This window comes from Blautia sp. HCP3S3_D9 (assembly GCF_052063845.1).
Taxonomy (GTDB): domain Bacteria; phylum Bacillota; class Clostridia; order Lachnospirales; family Lachnospiraceae; genus Blautia_A.
In genome coordinates, this window is sequence record NZ_JBQHWS010000085.1 from 1 (window position 1) to 15,765 (window position 15,765).

15 protein-coding genes and 1 pseudogene are annotated in these 15,765 nt (G+C 42.5%); 15 read left to right on the forward strand and 1 reads right to left on the reverse strand.

Annotated elements, in window-relative coordinates:
- The 11 genes and pseudogenes from ACTNES_RS14310 to pgeF all read left to right on the forward strand — a co-directional run.
- Positions 1-873 (forward strand): annotated as a pseudogene (locus ACTNES_RS14310) (phenylalanine--tRNA ligase subunit beta); the annotation flags it as partial.
- A complete protein-coding gene (locus tag ACTNES_RS14315; protein WP_291817983.1) occupies positions 873-1,487 on the forward strand; it encodes a histidine phosphatase family protein in 615 nt (204 codons plus the stop codon). The pseudogene ACTNES_RS14310 and the gene ACTNES_RS14315, both read left to right, overlap by 1 nt.
- Positions 1,488-1,669: 182 nt before the next feature.
- Positions 1,670-3,310 carry a MotA/TolQ/ExbB proton channel family protein gene (locus ACTNES_RS14320; RefSeq protein WP_441039796.1) on the forward strand — a complete coding sequence of 547 codons (1,641 nt, stop codon included), beginning with the start codon at positions 1,670-1,672 and terminating at the stop codon, positions 3,308-3,310.
- 15 nt (positions 3,311-3,325) lie between these two features.
- Positions 3,326-4,321: an OmpA family protein gene (locus ACTNES_RS14325; RefSeq protein WP_441039798.1), complete on the forward strand. Its 996-nt coding sequence runs from the start codon at positions 3,326-3,328 to the stop codon at positions 4,319-4,321.
- Between the two features lie 247 nt (positions 4,322-4,568).
- The gene (locus ACTNES_RS14330) at positions 4,569-5,444 is read left to right on the forward strand and encodes a methionyl aminopeptidase (protein ID WP_291807086.1); all 876 of its coding nucleotides are present in this window, start codon (positions 4,569-4,571) and stop codon (positions 5,442-5,444) included.
- 401 nt (positions 5,445-5,845) lie between these two features.
- Positions 5,846-6,193 carry a 50S ribosomal protein L19 gene (gene rplS, locus ACTNES_RS14335; protein WP_291809599.1) on the forward strand — a complete coding sequence of 116 codons (348 nt, stop codon included), beginning with the start codon at positions 5,846-5,848 and terminating at the stop codon, positions 6,191-6,193.
- A gap of 71 nt (positions 6,194-6,264) precedes the next feature.
- Entirely contained in the window at positions 6,265-6,870 is a 606-nt protein-coding gene (gene lepB, locus ACTNES_RS14340) for a signal peptidase I (RefSeq protein WP_291809601.1), read from the forward strand.
- A gap of 6 nt (positions 6,871-6,876) precedes the next feature.
- Positions 6,877-7,722, forward strand: a complete 846-nt coding sequence (gene ylqF, locus ACTNES_RS14345; RefSeq protein WP_291809604.1) for a ribosome biogenesis GTPase YlqF — start codon at positions 6,877-6,879, stop codon at positions 7,720-7,722.
- Entirely contained in the window at positions 7,719-8,474 is a 756-nt protein-coding gene (locus ACTNES_RS14350; protein WP_441039801.1) for a ribonuclease HII, read from the forward strand. The genes ylqF and ACTNES_RS14350 overlap by 4 nt, the downstream gene beginning before the upstream one ends.
- Positions 8,475-8,639: 165 nt before the next feature.
- Positions 8,640-8,999: a YraN family protein gene (locus tag ACTNES_RS14355; RefSeq protein ID WP_291809609.1), complete on the forward strand. Its 360-nt coding sequence runs from the start codon at positions 8,640-8,642 to the stop codon at positions 8,997-8,999.
- A 75-nt stretch (positions 9,000-9,074) separates the two neighbouring features.
- Positions 9,075-9,926, forward strand: a complete 852-nt coding sequence (gene pgeF, locus ACTNES_RS14360; RefSeq protein ID WP_291816996.1) for a peptidoglycan editing factor PgeF — start codon at positions 9,075-9,077, stop codon at positions 9,924-9,926.
- Positions 9,927-10,007: 81 nt separating this feature from the next.
- On the opposite strand, the gene ACTNES_RS14365 is transcribed toward pgeF, so the two are convergent.
- Positions 10,008-11,177 carry a ribose-phosphate pyrophosphokinase gene (locus ACTNES_RS14365; protein ID WP_291809616.1) on the reverse strand — a complete coding sequence of 390 codons (1,170 nt, stop codon included), beginning with the start codon at positions 11,175-11,177 and terminating at the stop codon, positions 10,008-10,010.
- 241 nt (positions 11,178-11,418) lie between these two features.
- Here ACTNES_RS14365 and ACTNES_RS14370 point away from each other — a divergent pair, with 241 nt between their 5' ends.
- The 4 genes from ACTNES_RS14370 to ACTNES_RS14385 all read left to right on the forward strand — a co-directional run.
- The gene (locus ACTNES_RS14370; RefSeq protein WP_291809619.1) at positions 11,419-12,801 is read left to right on the forward strand and encodes a DUF512 domain-containing protein; all 1,383 of its coding nucleotides are present in this window, start codon (positions 11,419-11,421) and stop codon (positions 12,799-12,801) included.
- On the forward strand, positions 12,764-14,089 hold the full coding sequence (gene der, locus ACTNES_RS14375) for a ribosome biogenesis GTPase Der (RefSeq protein WP_291809622.1): 1,326 nt from the start codon (positions 12,764-12,766) through the stop codon (positions 14,087-14,089). Before ACTNES_RS14370 ends, der begins: the two co-directional genes overlap by 38 nt.
- A gap of 2 nt (positions 14,090-14,091) precedes the next feature.
- Positions 14,092-14,736: a glycerol-3-phosphate 1-O-acyltransferase PlsY gene (plsY, locus tag ACTNES_RS14380; protein WP_291809625.1), complete on the forward strand. Its 645-nt coding sequence runs from the start codon at positions 14,092-14,094 to the stop codon at positions 14,734-14,736.
- Between the two features lie 14 nt (positions 14,737-14,750).
- Positions 14,751-15,765: NAD(P)H-dependent glycerol-3-phosphate dehydrogenase (locus tag ACTNES_RS14385; protein ID WP_291809628.1), on the forward strand; the 1,015-nt coding region annotated here is incomplete at its 3' end.

The following is a 15,765-nucleotide window of genomic DNA, read 5'->3' on the forward strand; positions in this document are numbered from 1 at the left end:
GCTGAATATTGTGGCTTCTCCGAAGGAATGAGTTATTCTTTCGAAAGCCCGAAAGTATTTGACAAATTAAGACTTCCGGCTGACAGTGAGCTTCGTCAGGGAATCGTGATCAGCAACCCTCTGGGAGAAGATTACAGCGTAATGAGAACTACTACATTAAACGGTATGCTCAGTTCTCTGGCCACAAACTATAACAGAAGAAATAAAGATGTCCGTCTTTATGAACTTGGCAACGTATATCGTCCACATTCCCTGCCTCTGACAGAGCTTCCTGACGAGCGTATGCACTTTACACTTGGTATGTACGGAAACGGTGATTTCTTTGACATGAAGGGTGTTTGCGAAGAGTTCTTTGAGAAAGTCGGCATGAGAGATAAAGTAGATTATGACCCGAACAGCGGTAAAACTTACCTTCATCCGGGAAGACAGGCAAACATGATCTACGACGGTAAAGTGGTAGGATATCTTGGAGAGGTTCATCCTCTGGTAGCTGATGCTTATGGGATCGGTGACAAAGCATATGTTGCAGTGATCGATATCCTTACAGTTCTTGAATTTGCAAGCTTCAATCATAAATATACAGGAATTGCCAAATATCCGGCAGTAACCCGTGACTTAAGTATGGTTGTTCCGAAAACTGTTCTTGCAGGACAGATTGAGCATGTCCTTACACAGAGAGGCGGAAAGATCCTGGAGAGCTATCAGTTATTTGATATCTATGAAGGAAACCAGATCAAGGAAGGCTACAAATCCATGGCTTATTCTCTGGTATTCCGTCATCATGACAAGACCCTCGAAGAGAGTGAGATCACAGCAGCAATGAAGAAGATATTAAACGGTCTGACTGACCTTGGAATCGAGCTGAGAAGTTAATGTTACTTTATGTATTAAGGCATGGGGTAACCCAGTGGAATAAACTGAAGAAGGTGCAGGGGGCAATGGACATTCCCCTTGCTCCTGAGGGAATCGAACTTGCGGAGAAAACGGGTGAGGCGTTAAAAGATGTACATTTCGACATCTGTTTTACCAGTCCGCTGACAAGAGCAAAGCAGACTGCCAGGTGTGTGCTTGGAGACAGAGATATTCCGGTGATCGAAGATAAAAGAATTCAGGAGATTGATTTTGGAGTTCTTGAAGGAACACAGTTTAAAGATGCACAGGGGAAAATTGTCAGTCATGAAATGGAGATCTTTTTTACAGATCCGCTGAAATTCAAACGCCCGGAGAACGGAGAGGATATCTCTGATATCCTGAAACGTACCGGAGATTTCTGGCGGGAGAAGACGACAGATCCTGAACTGACGGACAAAACAGTTCTTGTTTCTTCCCATGGATGTGCAGTCCGTGCATTACTCCAGAATATCTATCAGGACCATGAACATTTCTGGCATGGATGCGTGCCGCCCAACTGCAGCATCAACCTGGTTGAGGTAAAAGACGGCAAAGCATGGCTTCTGGAAGAAGATAAGGTTTATTCTGAGATATAATAAGTGAATATTAATCGTATGTGGCAGAGAGCTGGTTTATATGACTATGTTCTCTGCTATTTTTACTTTTGGACACAGTATTTTCACTTGTAGCTGATATGCCATTGTGATATGATAAACGAAAAAGGAAATTGTCTGTAATTTTATGCAATATATTTGCAAATAACCACAGGAGGTGCATTATGGGCAAAAGAATTATGAATACTGTACTTTTTCTGGCAGTTCTTGGCGGTTGTATCGCTATGACTCTGATTACGGGAAAAGGTTCAGTCAGCACGATGACTTATAACTTTGTATTTCTTGCCATTATGGCAGTGATCTATCTGGTAGGACTCTTCGGAGGAATGTTCCGGGTGGATGGCATCGCACAGGCATTTATGCGTGGTACACAGGAGCTTACCAGTGTATTCAAAATGCCCGGCAAGGCAAAGACGGAAGATCTCTCCTGCCTGAAGGGAATCTTTGATCACAAATATCTGGATGACAGAATGGATAACTTCATTGATTCCATGGGTAAGAACCAGGAAGGTGTTGGCGGCATTGAAGAGTATATAAATGAAGACGAGATCGATCTTCATGTACATAAGAAGATTCTGGAGATGGCACCGGATATTTTTACCAGTCTGGGTATTCTTGGAACTTTTATCGGTCTGGTATGGGGTCTGAAGAGTTTTGAGCCATCCAGTTATGAGACAATGACTACATCTGTGTCTACTCTGGTAGAGGGTATCAAGGTTGCATTCCTTACTTCTATCTACGGAATTGCATTTGCGCTGATCTACAGTTCGGGAATGAAGAGCGTTTATGCAGGAATGGACGAGAAACTGCAGGGATTTCTGGAGAAATTTCACCTTTATGTACTTCCGACTGCAGAGAGTGAATCAAGAAATCTGATGCTTGCAAGCCAGAAAGTTCAGACAAAAGCTATGAAACAGATGGCAGAGCAGCTGACTTCTCAGATGGCAGACAGTTTCGAGAAAGCGATCAATCCTACTTTCCAGAAGATGAATGAAACTCTGGAGATCCTGACAGAATCTGTGACAAGATGTCAGGAGGATATGGTGCAGGAGATCCTACGTTCTTTCTTAAGAGAAATGAATGGATCTTTTAAGATGCAGTTCAAGGATTTTAATGAGGCACTTGTACAACTGAAGAAAGCACAGAAAGAGACTGCAGATTATACAACACGTCTTTATCAGTCAATGAGCGATCAGTTAAATGAATCCTATGCAAGGCAGAGCGAATCTATGAAAGAAATCGTAGATGAACTTGGCAGGATCCAGGGGCGTTATATGACTACTGCAACAAGAATTACACAGGACAATCAGGAGATCCAGAAAATGCAGCAGCAGGATTACCAGAGGGTTGCAGATTATCTGCGCGAATCAGAGAAAACATCCGCCAAATTCTGGGTTGCCTGCAACCAGACCATGCAGAAATATGTGGAGACTGCCACTCAGGGTATGGAGAAAGTTTCTGCTGCAAATCAGGCAGGAGAAGATGTGCTCAGAGCTAATCAGAAATTGGTTGAGGAACTGGATGACAAGCTGAAAGATTTTGTATCTTATCAGAAGATGACATATCAGACAATGGACGAAGTGCGTAAGCTTTTTGCGGATATCGCTGTTCAGAAGGATAACAATAACATTTACCTTTCTGCCGGAAAAACAAGTCAGAATGCATCGCAGAAAGAATCCATGGAAGAGGTGCGCAGACTTCTTGAAGAACAGGGCGAACGACAGGAAGCGCTTCTTGAAGAAATGAGTAAGAACATGAAGAACATTTCCAAAAACCAGAAAGGTAAATTCAGTTTATTTAAATAAGAAAAGGAGAGAATTATGCGCAGAAGAAAGAAATCAGATGACAGCGGATTCAATGTCTGGCGATCGTATTCTGATATGATGGCCGGCGTGCTGCTCCTTTTCATCCTGATCATGTGTGTGACACTTTTTCAGGCACAGAAAAGTTATAATGAAAGCATCAAAGAACGAGACGATAAGATTGCTCTCCAGGAGCAGTATACGGCAGAGATCCTGGCGCAGCAGACCGAACTGGATGAGAAAGACAGCCAGTTAAGTTCCCAGGATGAACAGCTGGATAAACAGAAGAAACTTCTGGCAGAACTGGCAGCACAGCTGAAAGAACAGCAGGCAACACTGGATCAGCAGCAGTCAGATCTTGATGAGAAAACTTCTCTTCTTGCCACACAACAGAAGAAGATTGATAATATCATCGGTGTGAAAGCGGATGTTATTGAAGCGCTTCAAAAGGAATTTGCAAAGAATGATGTCAGTGTTGATATTGATGCACAGACAGGTGCACTTACTTTAAATGCAAACGTAATGTTTGATTATGATCAGTCAGATCTTACAGATGAAGGTAAAGCAGAGCTTGCCAATATCCTGCCGATTTACTGCAAAGTATTACTGCAGGATGATTATAAGAAATATCTGGCAGAGATCATTATCGACGGCTATACAGATACAGATGGAGATTATGATTATAATCTGGAACTTTCACAGAGACGTTCTCTGGCAGTTGCACAGTATCTGACGGAAATCCGTGAGAACTTCCTGAGCTCTGATGAGATTTCAGACCTGCAGAATTATCTGACAGTAAATGGTCACGGATCTGCAAATCCGATACTTGATTCCAATGGAAATGAGGACAAGGATGCATCCAGACGAGTAGAAGTCAAATTTCGCCTGAAAGATGATGAGATGATCAGCGAACTTGACCAGATTATGAATGCAGATTCAGGTACGGATACAACTTCAGATGCAAGTGCAGATACAACTTCCACTTCAGATTCTAAAAAATCCAGCAGCAATTAACTGCTGGATTTTTCTCTTGGAAATCAGATAAGAAACTGACTGGCTGTAAAACGAAAATCAGTAAAGAAGTTAATAACGAATAATTTTACCAATAACAATTCACATTTTTAATGAAAAATGTGGTATGATAAAACAGTACATGGCTCGTTAAGAGAAATTGTTTTTCTGCATATATTATTTTATATATTGCGGCTGAAATGAGAACGATCCGCGTACCCGACATAAGAAAAAGAAAGAGGAATATATCATGTCTTTGAAAATTGGAAGAAATGATCCATGCTGGTGTGGAAGCGGTAAGAAATATAAGAAATGCCATGAGGCATTTGACGAAAAAATGGAGATGATGAAACAGAAAGGATATGCAGTCGTAGATCGCAGTCTGATCAAGACTCCTGAGCAGGTAGAGAAGATCAAAGAGAGCTGTAAGATCAATATTGCAGTTCTTGATTATGTGGCAGAGCATATCGGACCTGGTGTTTCAACAGAAGAGATTGACAGATGGGTACATGAGGAAACCGTGAGACATGGTGGAATTCCTGCTCCGCTCAATTATGAAGGTTTTCCGAAGAGTGTGTGCACTTCTGTAAATGAAGTTGTATGCCACGGAATCCCGGACGAAGAACAGATCCTGAAAGAAGGTGACATCGTTAACGTAGATGTATCCACAATTTATAACGGATATTACTCTGATTCTTCCAGAATGTTCTGTATCGGTAAGGTAAGCCCTGAGAAAGAGAAACTGGTCAAGGTTACCAAAGAATGCGTAGAACTGGGAATCGAACAGGTAAAACCATGGACACCGATCGGAAATATGGGAAGTGCAGTTCATAAACATGCTGTAGAGAACGGATATTCTGTAGTCAGAGAAATCGGCGGACACGGCGTTGGACTTGAATTTCACGAAGATCCATGGGTAAGCTTTGTTTCCGAAGAGAATACAGGCGTCCTGATGGTTCCGGGAATGATGTTCACGATTGAGCCGATGGTAAATATGGGAAGCGATGAAATCTACACAGATGAGATCGACGAGTGGACAGTCCGCACAGAAGATGGTCTGCCGTCTGCACAGTGGGAAGTAACTGTTCTGGTTACAGAGACTGGCTGTGAAGTAATCTGCTACTAAAATAAGTATGGTTTGCTTATTGTTATTATGCAAGGGGTTAGTTACTGTTCATTGGTAGTATCTTGCAAAGCGTGTTACTGGGTACGAAGTGAACAGTAACAGGATTGTTACTGTTCACAGGTAATATCCCGCGAGGTATTTTTTGTGAGCGAAGGTCACAGAAAACCCGAGACATACCGCGCGAATTTATGCGATTAGCATAAATTCTGTGCATCGCGAAGCGTGTTACTGGGCACGGAGTGAACAGTAACACAGGATTTATGATAATTGTAATAAATCTGCAAAAAAAGTATTGCAATATATGGGGCAATATAGTATAATCACAACTGTTGTGAAAAAAGATGGTCCTCTGTTACGAAATATGTATTAAGAACATCCATATAAGAATAGGAGAGAATAAAATGAACGAAATTATCAAAAACATCGAAGCAGCTCAGTTAAAAGCTGAAGTACCGGAATTCAACACAGGTGATACTGTAAGAGTACACGCACTGATCAAAGAAGGAAACCGTGAACGTGTTCAGGTTTTCGAAGGAACAGTTCTCAAGAAACAGGGTGGAAGCAACAGAGCTACCTTTACTGTAAGAAAGAATTCTAACGGAGTAGGCGTTGAGAAAACATGGCCGCTTCATTCCCCACATGTAGTTAAAGTAGAAGTTATCCGTCGTGGTAAAGTACGTCGTGCGAAACTGAACTACTTAAGAGACCGTGTAGGTAAAGCAGCTAAGGTTAAAGAGCTTGTTAAATAATTTCATGAATTGTAGAAGAAGGGACAATAACTTGTGTATTGTCCCTCTTTTTCCATCTGTAGGAGATTTGAATGAATATCAAGAAATGGAAAGAGAACCCGGCAATACAGGAAACCAGAATAAAGGTAGAGGAAAAACTGGAGGACCGTAAGGTCCGCAGAACACTGAACTGGATTTTTCAGATCCTGGTAGCTCTTGTCTTTGGAATTCTGGTAGGAATTTCTCTGTTTCAGTCAGTGACTATGCAGGAGAATTCTATGGAGCCTACTTTGCAGGTAGGAGAGCGTTTTTTTGTGAATCGGGCATTATATAAAGTATCATCTCCAAAACGAGATGATATCATCGTATACAAGACCAGCGGAAGTGATGATGCAGCTCTGCACATCGGCCGTGTGATCGGGCTGCCCGGTGAGACAGTACAGATATCTAATGGAAATATACTGATTAATGGAGAAGTATATGATGAGAACCATGATTTCCCTGAGATCAGTAATGCAGGAGTAGCTTCAAGCGGAATTTCCCTTGAGAGTGGTGAATATTTTATACTTGGCGATAACAGAAACAACAGTGAAGACAGCCGGTACGGTGATATCGGAAATATTAATAAGAAGTATATTGTGGGAAAGGTATGGTTTATCATTTCTCCAAAAGATAAATTTGGATTTTTGAAAGGTTAGGTAAATATGAACGTACAGTGGTACCCTGGTCATATGACCAAGGCAAAGAGACAGATGCAGGAAGACATCAAGCTGATCGATCTGATCATTGAACTTGTAGACGCGCGTGTCCCTCTTTCAAGCAGAAACCCGGATATAGATGAACTGGGAAAAAATAAATCCAGACTGATCCTTCTGAATAAGTCGGATCTGGCTGACGAACGTCAGAATGAAGCATGGAAAAATTATTTCCAGTCAAAGGGATTTTATGTTGTAAAGGTGGATTCCAGAAATGGTTCCGGAATGAAGGCAATCAATAATGTTATTCAGGAAGCATGTAAAGAGAAGATTGAACGTGACAGACGCCGCGGTATCAAAAATCGTCCGATCCGTGCTATGGTAGTGGGAATTCCAAATGTAGGTAAATCTACATTTATCAATACTTTTGCAGGACGTGCATGTGCCAAAACGGGAAATAAACCGGGCGTTACAAAAGGAAAACAGTGGATACGCCTGAATAAGGGCGTGGAACTGCTGGATACTCCTGGTATCCTGTGGCCGAAATTTGAAGATCAGCAGGTAGGGATGCGTCTGGCATGTGTTGGTTCTATTAAAGATGATATCCTGAATATGGAGGAACTGGCACTTTGGCTAATTGATTATCTGCGAGAGAATTATAAGGGTATTCTGGCAGACAGATACCAGATCACAGAAGAAGGAACTGCTGTAGAAGTTCTGGAGCAGATTGCCAGAGCACGAGGCTGCCTGAAAAAACAGGAAGAACTGGATTATGCCAAGGCTTCCCTGATACTGTTTGACGATTTCCGTTCCGGAAAAACAGGACGGATCACATTGGAGTGGGCACCTGTATGAAAACAATAGCTGAGATCAAAGCCGAGTTTGCTGCAGCAGAAATGCGCAGCTACCCGGCTTTATATGAAATGTACAAAGACGACACCAGAAGTGGTGTGCAGAAGCTGATCGAGCAGTGCCATAAGAAAGAAGCAGCACTGGAGAAAGAAAAGCTGCGCATTGAGAAGATGAAGGAATATGAGCGTAAATATGAACATCTGGGATATTTGTGTGGAATTGATGAAGTGGGAAGAGGGCCACTTGCAGGCCCTGTAGTTGCATGCGCAGTGATCCTGCCAAAGGACTGTCAGATTCTTTACCTCAATGATTCCAAGAAACTCAGTGCTGCAAAGAGAGAAGAATTGTATGATGTGATCATGAAAGAGGCGGTTTCTGTGGGCATCGGCATGCGCAGCCCGGAACGTATTGATGAGATCAATATCCTTCAGGCTACTTATGAGGCGATGCGTGATGCAGTTGGCAAACTGGAAGTGGTTCCGCAGGTTCTGCTCAATGATACAGTTACAATTCCGCAGATCACAATCCCGCAGGTCCCGATCATAAAAGGGGATGCCAAGAGTGTTTCTATCGCTGCAGCCAGTATAGTTGCAAAAGTGACGAGAGACAGACTGATGGAAGAATACGATAAGGTATTTCCGGAATATGGATTTGCATCCAATAAGGGATACGGCGCTGCAGCACATATTGAAGCATTGAAAAAGTACGGTGCGACCCCTATCCATAGAAAGACATTTATCACACATTTTATCTGATAAATCTAATTTCATTATCACAGATAGTTTAACCGAATAAACTGCGAAGCAGTTAGTTGGTGTAGAGTCGCGTAGCAAAGTGGATGATTTTATCCGCTTGACAATGACTTTTTTACATGCAATACAAAAGATACCTACATATAAAAAAGAAACGGATGGGAGAATTTGTATAACAATACCAGAACTATGGGAACCTGGTACGAAAGAAAAGCTGCTGATTATCTGAAAAAACAGGGATTGTTTATCCTGAGATATAATTATCGCTGCAGGTCTGGCGAGATCGATTTGATCGCCCGGGATGGACGGTATCTCGTTTTTGTTGAGGTGAAATATCGAAATGATAATAGCTCCGGCTACGCTTTAGACGCGGTAAATCCGGCGAAACAGAGGAAGATATGTAAAGTAGCCAGATATTTTCTGACGGTGGAATACCGCTGTATGGATGTTCCGTGCCGTTTTGATGTGGTAGGAATTGACGATGATGAAGTACACTGGATAAAAAATGCGTTTGAATACATATGGTAACGGCATGAATAACAGTAAATATAAGCATAAAAATGATGTTTTATGATTTTGACAGAATTGAAAAGGAAAAGGACTATGGAATTAAAATGGAGCAGTGAACAGCTTCCGAAAATGAATGTACGGAATAATAAAGGGGTTACCTTTCTGACATATCCTGTATTTGATGATATGAACTGGATCGTTCATGGATTCAGCACCCGCCTTGGCGGTGTAAGTCAGGGGATTTACAGCTCCATGAATCTGAGCTTTACAAGAGGGGATGAGGAATCCTGTGTAAGAGAAAACTATAACAGGATCGCGGCTGCTATGGGAGTTCAGGCGGAGGATATTGTTACCTCTGACCAGACTCATACATGTAATGTACGAAAGGTAACAGAAGAGGACCGCGGAAAAGGAATTACATGTCTGCGGGATTATACAGACATAGATGGAATGATCACGGAAGTGCCGGGACTGGTGCTGGCAACCTTTTATGCGGACTGTGTACCACTTTATTTTGCAGATCCGGTACATCGTGCTGTTGGTTTATCTCACTCTGGGTGGAGAGGCACTGTTCAGAAGATTGGCGCGGTAACAATAAAGAAAATGGCAGAAGAGTATGGAAGTGATCCGTCAGACATGAAAGTGGCAATTGGACCATCCATTTGCCAGGATTGCTACGAAGTAAGTCTGGATGTGATCGAAGAATTTAAAAATGTTTTTGATCAGAAACACTGGGAAAATCTGTTCTATGCAAAAGAGAATGGAAAATATCAGCTGAACCTCTGGGAAGCAAACCGTATTATTTTTATGGAAGCGGGAATTCCGAAAGAGAACATTTCCATGCCGAATATCTGCACCTGCTGCAATCCGGAATTTCTCTTCTCTCACAGGGCATCACATGGAAAACGCGGCAATCTGGGTGCCTTTCTTGGTATAAAAAAATAGAACGACAAATAGGCAAAAAAGAAGAAGCTCTCAATGTATGAGATACTTCTTCTTTTTGTTTGCGATTATAATGAGATAAAACTATCTGGAATTAACTTTCTCCATCAGGCTCATGATCTTCTCGTTGCTGGAACGAACTTTCTCAACAGAAACGTCATGGTTAATGATGTCGATAATACTTGCAAGATATTTGCTCATATTGGCTTCTACATAATATGGTCTTGTAAGAAGTTCCGGAACACGGTAATTCAGGTTAGTTGTAATTACTCTGTCCATCCAGCCTTTCTCATAGTATTCATCAAATTTAGCCAGACCATCTGTAAACAGACCATAAGTGGTGCATACGAATACTCGTTTTGCATGGCGTTCTTTTAACTGTTTGGCAACATCCAGCATACTTCCACCGGAGGAAATCATGTCATCGATAACTACCACATCTTTGCCCTCTACAGAATCACCGAGGAATTCATGGGCAACGATTGGGTTCTTGCCGTTTACGATCGTAGAGTAGTCACGACGTTTATAGAACATTCCCATATCTACTCCAAGGATATTGGAGAAATAAACAGCTCTGGACATCGCACCTTCATCAGGGCTGATGATCATCAGATGATCATTGTCAACACGAAGATCCGGGACACTCTTGATCAGAGCTTTTAAGAACTGATAAGTTGGGAAAAAGTTATCAAAACCGTTCAGCGGGATAGAATTCTGAACACGCGGGTCATGGGCATCAAAGGTAATGATGTTGGAAACTCCCATATCGCTTAATTCTTTTAATGCCAGCGCACAGTCAAGGGATTCTCTCTTTGTACGTCTGTGCTGACGGCCTTCATAAAGAAATGGCATAATAACATTGATACGATGTGCCTTACCTGTTGCGGCAGAGATGATTCTTTTAAGATCCTGGAAATGATTGTCAGGAGACATATGGTTCTCATGTCCGCATACAGTATAAGTTTCACTGTAATTGGTTACATCAACCATGATATAAAGGTCAGTACCACGAACGGATTCTTTGATATAACCTTTACCTTCTCCGGTTCCGAAACGAGGGCAGTCACATTCTACAATAAAAGATTCCTCGCTGTAACCCTGCGGGATAACACTGAGCTGCTTACGCTCAACCAGTTCTTTACGGAATTTCACCAGTTTCTTATCAACTTCCTCCGCAAGTTCTCTGCATCCAAGAGCTGCGATACGGATCGGCGCAACCGGCATGGACTTTTCCAACAATTCTATGTTTGGCATAATACTCCTCCTAAGTGATTTTATACTCAAAAAATAGATTTCTATATAATTTATAACATTTGCCCTAAATCACGTCAAGGAATTTATTGATTTTTTCTGATAAAATTGTTATGATATAAAAGATAGTGGGATTTGGACAGGGGATAGTATGCCCGAAACCTGTTATCTATGAATCAAAGAAATGTACCGGAGAAGATAATCCCACAATTTCCGGTTATATTTTGATGGAGTTATTAAATACATGAAAAAAAATTTACATATTATATCCAAAGTGCTTCCCGGCGGTATCGGGGAGGAACTGGAACTGGAACCGGGAGATGCGCTGCTTTCCATTAACGGCCAGCCGGTCGAGGATGTGTTTGATTATCGTTATCTGATGAATGACGAATTTGTTACACTCCTCATCCGTAAGAAGAATGGCGAGGAATGGGAACTGGAAGTAGAGAAAGAATATGAAGATGACCTTGGTGTGGAGTTTGAGAACAGTCTGATGGATGAATATCGCTCCTGTTCCAATCACTGTATTTTCTGCTTTATTGACCAGATGCCGCCCGGTATGAGAGAAACTTTATATTTTAAAGATGATGATTCCAGATTGTCATTTCTACAGGGAAATTACGTTACCCTGACCAATATGAGTGATTATGATCTGGATCGTATTATCAAGTTTCATCTTTCACCTATTAATGTATCATTTCAGACAATGAATCCGAAGCTTCGCTGTAAAATGCTTCATAATCGTTTTGCCGGAGATGCTCTTGCAAAAGTTGACAAACTCTATAAGGGTGACGTGACTATGAACGGACAGATTGTTCTATGCAAGGGGATCAATGACAGAGATGAACTGGAATACAGTCTGGAGAAGCTTTCCGAATATGCACCTGTACTGCAGAGCGTTTCTATTGTTCCGGTAGGACTTTCGAAGTACCGTGACGGTCTGTATCCGCTGGAGTCTTTTGATAAAGAGGATGCCAGATATCTGATCAGTCAGGTGGAACGTTGGCAGAAGATTATGGTGAAGAAGTATGGCATTCATTTTGTGCATGCTTCGGATGAATGGTATATTCTTGCGGGATATGAACTTCCGGAAGAGGGCAGATATGACGGATACCTTCAGCTGGAGAACGGCGTTGGTATGATGCGTCTGCTTGAAACAGAGGTAAAAGAGAGACTTGAACAGCTTGAAGGCGATGACAGAGTAGTAAACGCGACTGTTGCGACAGGGCGGCTGGCAGCGCCTTATATAGGTAAAATGATAAAACTGGTACAGGAGAAATTTCCGAATGTCCAGGCTGAAGTATATGCAGTGAAGAATAATTTCTTTGGAGAGAAGATCACAGTTTCCGGTCTGATCACAGCTGCTGATCTTATGGATCAGCTTGCGCAGAGAGAACTGGGAGAGAAAGTTCTGATCCCCTGCAATATGCTCAGAAGCGGCGAGGATGTTTTTCTGGATGACCTGACGGTGGAGGATGTCAGACAGGCACTTAAGACAGAGATCGTAGTAGTAGACGAACCGGGTGCAGATCTGGTGAACTGTCTGATCGAAGCACCGGACCATAAAAAGATAAGAAGGAGACAGATATATGAGCAAACCGGTAGTAGCAATAGTGGGCAGGCCTAATGTAGGTAAATCCACTTTGTTTAATGCACTGGCAGGTGAGAAGATTTCTATTGTAAAAGATACACCTGGCGTTACAAGAGACAGAATTTATGCAGATGTGACATGGCTGGATAAGACATTTACCATGGTCGATACCGGCGGTATTGAGCCGGACAGCAGCGATATTATCCTTTCCCAGATGAGAGAGCAGGCACAGATCGCCATTGATACAGCAGATGTTATCATCTTTATCACAGATGTTCATCAGGGACTGGTTGACTCCGATGCAAAGGTTGCAGATATGCTCCGCCGCAGCGGTAAGCCGGTTGTCCTTGTTGTAAATAAAGTAGACAGCATTCAGAAATTTATGATGGATGTTTATGAGTTTTATAATCTTGGCATCGGTGAACCGATGCCGATCTCTGCGGCAAACCGTATGGGACTGGGAGATATGCTGGATGAAGTGATCAAGCATTTTCCTGAGGATGCAGATACAGAGGAAGATGATGAAATCCCGAGAATTGCTATTGTCGGCAAACCAAACGTGGGAAAATCTTCCCTGGTAAATAAACTTCTGGGAGAGGACCGTGTAATCGTTTCTGATATTGCAGGAACTACAAGAGATGCGGTAGATACCAGAGTGAAGTGGCAGGGAAAAGATTATATCTTTATCGATACAGCGGGACTTCGCCGTAAGGGTAAAGTAAAAGAGGAAATCGAGAGATATAGTGTAATCCGTACGGTAACTGCTGTAGAACGTGCAGATGTAGTGATTGTAATGATAGATGCATCTGAGGGCGTTACAGAGCAGGATGCCAAAATTGCAGGTATTGCCCATGAGAGAGGAAAAGGCGTTATCATTGCAGTAAATAAATGGGATGCCATCGAGAAGAATGACAAGACCATCTATAAACATACAAACAGGATCCGTGAGGTTCTGGCATATATGCCGTATGCAGAGCTGGTATTCATTTCTGCAAAAACAGGACTCAGAATTTCCAGAATGTTTGAGACGATCGATGCGGTTATCGAGAACCAGACACTTCGTATCCAGACAGGTGTCCTGAATGAAATCCTTTCTGAGGCAGTGGCTATGCAGCAGCCGCCATCTGACAAAGGTAAACGACTGAAAATCTATTATATGACTCAGGTGGCTGTAAAACCGCCGACATTTGTAATTTTCGTAAATGATAAAGAACTGATGCATTTCTCCTACACAAGATATCTGGAGAATAAGATCAGAGATGCGTTCGGATTTGCAGGAACATCACTGAAATTCATTATTCGTGAACGAGGTGAGAAGGAATAATCATGGAACGCTTGGCTTGTATAGCAATAGGGTATGTTTGCGGACTTTTTCAGACCGCGTATATTTTAGGAAAGATTTATCATATTGATATCCGAAAACAGGGAAGCGGGAATCTTGGTTCTACGAATGTGCTGCGTACACTTGGAAAAAAAGCAGGAGCATTAAATCTTCTGTGCGACTGTCTTAAGTGTATTGTTGCGATTCTGATCGTCAGGGCAGTATTTGCTGATTCTTACGGTGATATCCTGCCGTTATTAAGCCTTTATGCGGCAGCAGGATGTATTCTGGGGCATAATTTCCCGTTTTATCTGAACTTTAAAGGCGGAAAAGGCGTGGCGGCATCAGTAGGGCTTGTGATTGCGTTTGACTGGCGTATTTTTGTGATCTGTGCAATTGTGTTCTTTGGCTTATTTTTCCTGACACATTATGTTTCACTGTGTTCAGTCAGCGCATATTTTGCTGCATTTGTCAGTATGATCGTGTTTGGACAAATGGGATCTTATCATATGGACCATACACATACCATAGAACTCTATGTTATTATGGGAGCCCTGACAGTGCTGGCATTTTACAGACATAAAAAGAATATCCGCCGACTGCTTGACGGAACAGAGAGCAAGATTTATCTGAGCAAGAAAAATAAATAAAAAGAGGTGTTTATATGGCAAAGATCAGTGTACTTGGTGCAGGGAGCTGGGGAACAGCCCTGTCTATTCTTCTTTATAACAACGGACATGAGGTTATTCTCTGGTCTGCACTTGGAGAAGAAATTACTACATTAAGAGAGAAACGTGAGCATGTAAGCAAACTACCGGGTGTAAAGATTCCTGAGCCGATCGATATCACAACGGATGCCGAGAGAAGCCTGCGGGATGCGGATGTTGCTGTACTGGCTGTTCCGTCGCCTTATACCAGAAGTACCTGTAAACGTCTGGCACCTTTTGTAAAAGAAGGGCAGAAGATCGTAAATGTTGCCAAGGGTGTGGAAGAGAAGACACTTCTTACGTTGAGCGAGATCATTGAACAGGAACTTCCACAGGCAGATGTATCTGTACTTTCGGGTCCGAGCCATGCAGAAGAGGTTGGAAAAAGACTGCCGACAACATGTGTAGTGAGTTCTCATAAGAGAGAGACTGCGGAGTATCTGCAGGGGATTTTTATGAGTCCTGTATTCAGAGTGTATACAACACCGGATATGCTTGGAGTTGAACTTGGGGCTGCGTTAAAGAATGTGATCGCGCTTGCAGCAGGAACTGCGGACGGACTTGGATATGGAGACAATACAAAGGCTGCGCTGATTACCCGTGGAATTGCAGAGATTTCCCGCCTTGGTGTAAAGATGGGGGCGCGTATGGAAACATTTTACGGATTATCCGGAATCGGCGATCTGATCGTTACCTGTGCCAGCGTCCACAGCCGTAACCGTAAAGCGGGATACCTGATGGGGCAGGGATACACCATGCAGCAGGCGATGGATGAAGTTAAGATGGTAGTTGAGGGCGTTTATTCTGCGAAAGCTGCCAAAGGACTGGCAGAGAAATATGATGTAGAGATGCCGATCATTACAGAAGTAAATAAAGTTCTGTTCGAGGGTAAGAGTGCTGCGGAAGCAGTGATCGACCTGATGGTGAGAGACAAGAAAGTAGAAACTCCAATGCTTCCATGGGACAATGATT

What these genes read in the sequence shown, in the direction of transcription:
- ACTNES_RS14315 (WP_291817983.1), top strand. Translation starts at nt 873, where the DNA reads ATGTTACTTTATGTATTAAGGCATGGGGTAACCCAGTGGAATAAACTG.
- ACTNES_RS14320 (WP_441039796.1), top strand. Translation starts at nt 1,670, where the DNA reads ATGGGCAAAAGAATTATGAATACTGTACTTTTTCTGGCAGTTCTTGGC.
- ACTNES_RS14325 (WP_441039798.1), top strand. Translation starts at nt 3,326, where the DNA reads ATGCGCAGAAGAAAGAAATCAGATGACAGCGGATTCAATGTCTGGCGA.
- ACTNES_RS14330 (WP_291807086.1), top strand. Translation starts at nt 4,569, where the DNA reads ATGTCTTTGAAAATTGGAAGAAATGATCCATGCTGGTGTGGAAGCGGT.
- rplS (WP_291809599.1), top strand. Translation starts at nt 5,846, where the DNA reads ATGAACGAAATTATCAAAAACATCGAAGCAGCTCAGTTAAAAGCTGAA.
- lepB (WP_291809601.1), top strand. Translation starts at nt 6,265, where the DNA reads ATGAATATCAAGAAATGGAAAGAGAACCCGGCAATACAGGAAACCAGA.
- ylqF (WP_291809604.1), top strand. Translation starts at nt 6,877, where the DNA reads ATGAACGTACAGTGGTACCCTGGTCATATGACCAAGGCAAAGAGACAG.
- ACTNES_RS14350 (WP_441039801.1), top strand. Translation starts at nt 7,719, where the DNA reads ATGAAAACAATAGCTGAGATCAAAGCCGAGTTTGCTGCAGCAGAAATG.
- pgeF (WP_291816996.1), top strand. Translation starts at nt 9,075, where the DNA reads ATGGAATTAAAATGGAGCAGTGAACAGCTTCCGAAAATGAATGTACGG.
- ACTNES_RS14365 (WP_291809616.1), bottom strand. Translation starts at nt 11,177, where the DNA reads ATGCCAAACATAGAATTGTTGGAAAAGTCCATGCCGGTTGCGCCGATC.
- ACTNES_RS14370 (WP_291809619.1), top strand. Translation starts at nt 11,419, where the DNA reads ATGAAAAAAAATTTACATATTATATCCAAAGTGCTTCCCGGCGGTATC.
- der (WP_291809622.1), top strand. Translation starts at nt 12,764, where the DNA reads ATGAGCAAACCGGTAGTAGCAATAGTGGGCAGGCCTAATGTAGGTAAA.
- plsY (WP_291809625.1), top strand. Translation starts at nt 14,092, where the DNA reads ATGGAACGCTTGGCTTGTATAGCAATAGGGTATGTTTGCGGACTTTTT.